Annotated in this window: 6 protein-coding genes; 3 read left to right on the top strand and 3 right to left on the bottom strand. The window is 68.9% G+C overall.

The window, feature by feature from the left end; all coding sequences use genetic code 11:
* The 3 genes from EB084_17445 to EB084_17435 form a co-directional block, all read right to left on the bottom strand.
* A partial coding sequence (locus tag EB084_17445) for a DNA alkylation response protein (protein NDD30043.1) occupies positions 1-759 on the bottom strand: 759 nt, incomplete at its 3' end.
* On the bottom strand, positions 756-1,760 hold the full coding sequence (galE, locus tag EB084_17440; protein NDD30042.1) for a UDP-glucose 4-epimerase GalE: 1,005 nt from the start codon (positions 1,758-1,760) through the stop codon (positions 756-758). The genes EB084_17445 and galE, both read right to left, overlap by 4 nt.
* 31 nt (positions 1,761-1,791) lie before the next feature.
* The gene (locus tag EB084_17435) at positions 1,792-3,129 is read right to left on the bottom strand and encodes a hypothetical protein (protein NDD30041.1); all 1,338 of its coding nucleotides are present in this window, start codon (positions 3,127-3,129) and stop codon (positions 1,792-1,794) included.
* A 109-nt stretch (positions 3,130-3,238) separates the two neighbouring features.
* Here EB084_17435 and EB084_17430 point away from each other — a divergent pair, with 109 nt between their 5' ends.
* The 3 genes from EB084_17430 to EB084_17420 form a co-directional block, all read left to right on the top strand.
* Positions 3,239-4,504: an MFS transporter gene (locus EB084_17430; GenBank protein NDD30040.1), complete on the top strand. Its 1,266-nt coding sequence runs from the start codon at positions 3,239-3,241 to the stop codon at positions 4,502-4,504.
* Positions 4,501-5,958, top strand: a complete 1,458-nt coding sequence (locus tag EB084_17425) for a hypothetical protein (GenBank protein ID NDD30039.1) — start codon at positions 4,501-4,503, stop codon at positions 5,956-5,958. Before EB084_17430 ends, EB084_17425 begins: the two co-directional genes overlap by 4 nt.
* 104 nt (positions 5,959-6,062) lie before the next feature.
* A partial coding sequence (locus tag EB084_17420; protein ID NDD30038.1) for a 4Fe-4S dicluster domain-containing protein occupies positions 6,063-6,270 on the top strand: 208 nt, incomplete at its 3' end.

Below are 6,270 nucleotides of genomic sequence, written 5' to 3'. Positions count from 1 at the left end.
CCAGCGGGGGACCAGGAAGCACGAGAGCCCGCCCGGTGCTTGCGCCAGGGCCAGGAAGGCGTCGCTCATGGGGGCCGACACGAACCACTTGTGCCCCGTGAGGCGATACGGCTCTCCCGGTCCGCTCCTGCGCTGCGGCACGGCGCGGGTCGTGTTGGCGCGCACATCGGACCCGCCCTGCTTCTCGGTCATGGTCATGCCCATGGTGGCGCCGGCCTTCTCGGCGGCGGGGCGATAGCGTGCGTCGTAGGTTGTCGCGGTCACCCGCGGGATCCACAGCGCGGCCAGATCGGCCTGCATCTGAAGTGCGGGCACGACGGCAAATGTCATGGTCAGCGGGCAGCAGACGCCCGATTCGGCCTGCGAGAGCATGTAGTGCTTGGCCACGCGGGCCACGTGCGCGCCAGGCCCAGGGCGGTTCCAGGGAAGGGCGTGCACCTCTCCCTCGACCCCTGCGCGAAAGCAGGCGTGGTATGACGGGTGGAAGTCGACGCGATCGATGCGGTTGCCGAACCGATCGTGGGTGTGAAGCACCGGGGGGTTGCGGTTCGCGGCAACCCCGTGGTCGAGCATCTCCGCCGAGCCCATCGACGTGCCGAAGCGGGTGAGCTCGTCGGTCGCCCAGGCCGCGCCCTCGCGCGTCACGCCCTCGCGCAGCACCGTGTCGCTGGAGAACATGTCGTAGTCGACAAGGAGTGGAGGCTGGTTTGTCACCGCGTGGGTCTCGTGCGCGGTGGGGGAAGGGTCGAACGCGCTCATGCGCCCTGCTTCACCCTTGTTCGGTATCCCTCTGGGTGGGTGCGGTGCCAGCGCCATGCCGACCGGATGATGTCGTCGAGCCTGGTGAAGCGCGGCTGCCAGCCGAGCTCTGCGCAGGCTCGATCTGCCGAGGCCACCAGTGAAGGCGGGTCGCCCGGGCGACGCGCGCCCGTCTCGACGGCGATGGGAACGCCCGTGACCGTGCGGGCGGAGTCGATCACCTCACGCACGCTGAACCCCTTCCCGCTGCCGAGGTTGTACACCGTGGAGGGGCCACCCGCACGCAGCCGCTCGAGCGCGAGCACGTGGGCGTCGGCCAGGTCGACCACGTGAACGTAGTCGCGGACGCACGTGCCGTCGGGCGTGTCATAGTCGTCGCCGTACACCGTGACGTGGGGGCGCTGTCTGAGGGCGACCTGGAGCACGATGGGAATGAGGTGGGTCTCGGGGCGATGGTCTTCCCCGAGGTCGCGAACCGGATGCGCTCCCGCCGCATTGAAGTAGCGCAGGCTCACCGAGCGTATGCCGCAGGGCGCCTCGCACCAGCCGAGCATGCGCTCGACGGCGAGCTTGGTCTCCCCGTAGGGATTGGTGGGAACGGTGGGGGTGCTCTCGACGATGGGCATCACCGCCGGCGTCCCGTAGGTCGCCGCGGTGGACGAGAACACCATGCGCGTCACGTCATGGCGGTGCATGGCGGCCACCAGGCGCTGCGCGGCGACGAGGTTGTTGGCGTAGTACGCCAGCGGTTCGCGCACGCTGTCGCCCACCACCGAGAGCGCGGCGAAGTGCATGACCGCTTCCACGCGCTGCTCGGTGAAGATGCGATCGAGCAGCCCATCGTCGCAGATGTCGCCTTCATAGAACCGATCTGTGAGCAGCGCCTCGCGATGGCCGGTGCGCAGGTCGTCGACCACCACCACCTCCTCGCCACGTTCGAGGAGCGCGGCCACGGCATGGCTGCCGATGTATCCCGCTCCGCCGGTCACCAGGATGGCCATGTTCTCTGATCCTTCGCTGGAATGTGGTCCGTCACGACGGCACGGGTCCGGAGGGGGGAGTGACGCCGGTCAGCTCGCCCGCGGCCTTGATCTGGTCGCGTATGGCGTCTCGCTCCTCGCATAGGCGCGCATACCCCGAGCTGTTGCGCTGACGCACCTTCTCGAGGGCGCCCCCTTCGCGCAGGCGGGCGAGACGCTCCTGGAAGATCACGGCGCTCCAGCCGCAGGCCGGACAGGCGAGAAGTACCGCCAGCCCTTCCTTCACCCCTGCCATCTTCGTTGCCGCGGCCCCGGCCGCCAGCCACAGCAGGGGATAGCCCACCAGGGAGATGCCCAGCTTCACGGTCGACACCACGGTGCCGTCGCGGGGGGCCAGGAGGCCGTCACACACAAATCCGATGAAGCGGTACAGGGGCCAGTTGAGCACGGTGCCCAGCGCCGCCGGCAGCGCCAGGAGGGCCATCGCCAGCGTGTTTCCGCGACGCTGCTCGAGCGCGGTAGGCGTCATTCCCACAAGCTCGGCAGGAACGCCGCACGCCTTCGCGTCGGCCTCATAGCCGGCGGCGCGCTGCGCAAGGGCCGTCAGCCTTGCGGGGTCGAGCGCGCGCAGGCGTGCCTTCCCCGCGACGAAGAGCCGACGCAGCGTGAACTCGCGCATCAGTGCGCCAGGGGTGTCATCCGGCTCGCAGAGCACGCGGTTCCCCCGCGCGGCCTGTTCGACCGCTGCGGCATCTTCCGCGTTCAGGGTCACTGCCTCGAGCCCTTCACGAACCTGCTGCGACAGCGCCTGAACCGCCTCTCGCGGAGGTTCACCCTCCATCTCGACGCACGGCACGGGGATGGGTGCGCCATACACGAGCAGCACCTTGCTGCGGAACATGCCCTTGTTCGTGTAGTAGAGCCCGGCGGGCACGACGGTGACGCGGCCGCTCCCGTCGGCGGCCGCGCCCAGCGCGATGCGCGCCGCCCCCGTCTTGAGGGGGCGCAGGCTCGGATCTCCGTGGGTGGTTCCTTCAGGGAAGATGCCGATGGCGCCGCCTCGCCCCAGGATGGCGCGTGCCCGCTCGAACGTGGCCACGTTCTGACGGGTATCGGCGTTGTCCATGGTGCGGTACACGGGCATCACGTCAAAGGCGTGGAGCAGCCGTCCGAGGAGCGGGATGCGGAAGAGCGGCTCCTTGGCCAGGAAGCTCACCGGCCGAGGGGCCACGCACATCAGCACGAGCGGATCGATCAGGCCGTTGGGATGATTGAGGGCGAACACGATGGACGCATCGGCCGGCAGGCGCTCCGCCCCCTCGGTCTCGACAGACGAGAAGAAGGCGTGGAGCACGGGCCGGAGCAGGCGCACGAAGGCGGTTCGCAGCATTCCATGTCCTTTCGACCGGGCCTGGGGAGGGCCTGCTCGGTCGACAAGGCGTCCCTGCTGAACGCCCCCCCTCCAGGAGACGAGTCAGGTCGTGTGGTAGACGCACGCAATGTCAACCGATGGGCTCGCTCGCCCCCCCGGCATCTCTCGCGGCCAGGCCTGGGCCGTGCTTGCCGTTCTCACGGGGCTGAATCTCGTGAACTACCTCGATCGCTACGTCGTGCCGGCGGTGCAGGAGACCATCCGGCACGACATGAGGCTCGATGACAGCCAGCTCGGCCTTCTCACGACGGCCTTCGTGGTGGTCTTCATGGTGCTCTCGCCCGTGTTCGGCTGGCTCGGCGACACCCGCTCGCGCACCGCGCTCATCGGTTTTGGTGTTGTTGTGTGGAGCCTTGCCACCGCGTCGTCCGGCATCGTGCCCACCTTCGGGATGCTGCTGGTCACGCGCATGTTCGTGGGCGTGGGAGAGGCCGCCTATGGCACCATTGCGCCAGCCGTTCTCTCAGACGCGTTCTCGCCAGAGGTGAGAGGTCGGGTCTTCTCGGTCTTCTACGCGGCAGTGCCCATCGGTTCAGCGCTCGGCTACCTCGTCGGTGGGGCCGTGGGGTCGCACTGGGGATGGCGCCACGCCTTTCTGCTCACGGCCATCCCGGGCATCGTGCTCGCCTTCCTCGCCATGCGCCTGCCTGACCCTCAGCGGGGTGCCCAGGGTGAAGAAGATGACGGGGCAGGTGCTGCGGCGGAAGGGGTCTCGTCGATCTACGGCGCACTGCTGCGCAACCGTCTCTTTGTGCTCACGGTGGCGGGGTACGCCGCGGGGACGTTTGCCATCGGCGGCCTGGCGGTGTGGTTGCCCACGTTCCTGTTGCGCGAGCGCCATCTCGAGAATGCGGCCGAGATCGTGGGCGCCGTCATGGCGGTGAGCGGCCTGGTCGGCACGCTGGCCGGGGGCTGGCTCGGAGACGCCTTCGTGCGGCGCACCCCCTTGTCGTACCTGTGGGTGTCGGGGATCACGAGTCTCCTGGCCGTTCCTTCCACTATCATCGCCTTGCGCGCCACTGATTCGCGGGTCTACCTGGCTGCCATCTTCATCTCGGCCTTGCTCGTGTTCGCATCGACCGGCCCCATCAACACCCTCATCGTGAACGTGGTGTCGCCCGACATGCGGGCCAGCGCGCTGGCGGCCACCACGCTGGCGATTCACCTGTTCGGGGACGCGCTCTCGCCCGTGCTCATCGGCGGTCTGTCCGATTTTACGCGATCGCTGGCCCTGGCTGTGCTCATCGTGCCTGTGGCGCTCGCCGCCGGCGCCTTCATCTGGATTGTCACCGCCTGGTGGGGCGACCGCACGGCGAAGCGAGGCGTGGCATGAGCCACGACGCCTCGAGCCGAGCGTGCGCCGCGTGCTCCGCCATCCTGGCTGAGGGCCATCGCTTCTGCATGCAGTGCGGCGCGCCGGGCATCGCTGAGGAAGCCCCAGCAGCCGTGCCCGCTGAAGAGGTCGCGCCGCCGGCACCTTCCGACGACGCCGTGCCCCCGATGGACCCTGCCCCCACGGTGCTGGTGCGCCTCGACGCAGGGCCTCCTCCCTTGCAGGTTCCGAACACGGTACGGGTCTCCATCCGCGAGGCCCGGGCGCTCCTCGATCGGGCCGAAGCCGATGCAGAGGGGGGGGAGAGACCGTTTGCGGGCGAGGAGACCGTGCTGCCCGGCGCATCCAGGAAGCTGATCGATCCTCCGACGGTTCCCGTGCGCCTTCCGGTGCCGTCGAACGTCTTCGTTCCGGTCGTGCCCCGTGACCCATCGGTGTCATCCACGCCTCCGCCGGCCTGGCCCGCGGCGCTCGACGCGCAGGGGGAGGGGCGTTCCGCGCCCGCCGCCGCGCCGACGAAGGAAGCTGCAGCGCCTCCGCCCGCGCCTTCCCGGATCTCGGAGGATCATCACGGCGATCCGCTTGCCGACGATGCGCTGCTGTTCGTTGCGCCCCCGCCAGAGATCGGAACGGTGCGCTCGGCCGCCTCCTCGGCGCGCGTCGGGCGTGACGGCCTGGCTCAGCGCCTCTTGCGTGCGCTGGCGCTCTCGGCTCTTCTGGGGGCGATGGCGTGGGGCGTGTCGACCTGGTTCCTTCGCAGGTACGAGCTCGCCCCGTCGCTTGGAACCGAGCTGCTGCGCTGGATCCCTGCAGTGCTCATCGCCATGCTGGCGACGTGGCGTTCGATGGGGGTTCGCTGGGTCGTGACCTATGTGGGCGATCGAGGGCTGGCCCTCTGTGATGTGCGGTTCCGGTTCTGGCCGCCACGACGCCCTCCGATCGCGGTGTTCCGCTTCGATCAGGCGCGCGATCTGGTGGTCGACATCGCGCACGCACCGGGTCGCATCACATTCGCGTACACGTGGCATGGCCATGACGGCGCAGAGATGCTGCGGTTCTCCCGCAGGTGTCCCGCGACACCCGACGGCGGCCGCCCCCGCGCTCCGGGAAAGGCACGGCTCTACGATTTCTGTCGCGCGGCCGAGCGCAGCTGGACCTTGCGCACGGTGGAGCGTGCCCGCGAGGAGCTCTCACGCCCGCAATCCCATTTCGCCTTCCCCGTCTACACCCCGAACTGCTCTTCGCTTCGTGTGCAGGAGGGGGCTGTGATCTTCACCCTCGTCTCGGGAGAGGCGGTGATTCCCGCCGCTGAGATCGTCGAGGTCAGCGTGGTCGACGGCATGATGCGGGTGGCGACCACCGAGGGGGAGCTGTCGCTGCCCTGCGTGCACGTGGGGAACGTGGGCGCGCTGCTTCTCGTGATGCGGCACTATCTTGGCCTCTCGGTGCGCTGACCGAGCGCATCTGCAACCGGCCTGAGGCGGACTTCAGGCGAAGAGCCGAGGTCGATTCTCTCCCTGAGTGGGTACGATGGGACCATCTACCACTGGGGGAACGCATGGAACCCGTCTTCATCGTCGACCCGTCACGCTGCATCGGCTGCCAGGCCTGTGTCCAGGCCTGCGCCGAGTGCGGAACGCATCGTGGCACCTCGATGATCCATCTCGAGTATGTCGATCGGGCCAGCTCGGTGCAGACCGCGCCGCAGGTCTGCATGCACTGCGAGTCGCCTACCTGCGCACTGGTGTGTCCGGCAGACGCCATCA

Source organism: Pseudomonadota bacterium, assembly GCA_010028905.1.
Lineage (GTDB): Bacteria > Vulcanimicrobiota > Xenobia > RGZZ01 > RGZZ01 > RGZZ01.
This window is presented reverse-complemented; position numbering and strand designations above follow the sequence as displayed.

Excerpts from the sequence above, each read along its gene's own strand:
- galE (NDD30042.1), bottom strand. The coding sequence starts at position 1,760 with ATGGCCATCCTGGTGACCGGCGGAGCGGGATACATCGGCAGCCATGCC.
- EB084_17435 (NDD30041.1), bottom strand. The coding sequence starts at position 3,129 with ATGCTGCGAACCGCCTTCGTGCGCCTGCTCCGGCCCGTGCTCCACGCC.
- EB084_17430 (NDD30040.1), top strand. The coding sequence starts at position 3,239 with ATGTCAACCGATGGGCTCGCTCGCCCCCCCGGCATCTCTCGCGGCCAG.
- EB084_17425 (NDD30039.1), top strand. The coding sequence starts at position 4,501 with ATGAGCCACGACGCCTCGAGCCGAGCGTGCGCCGCGTGCTCCGCCATC.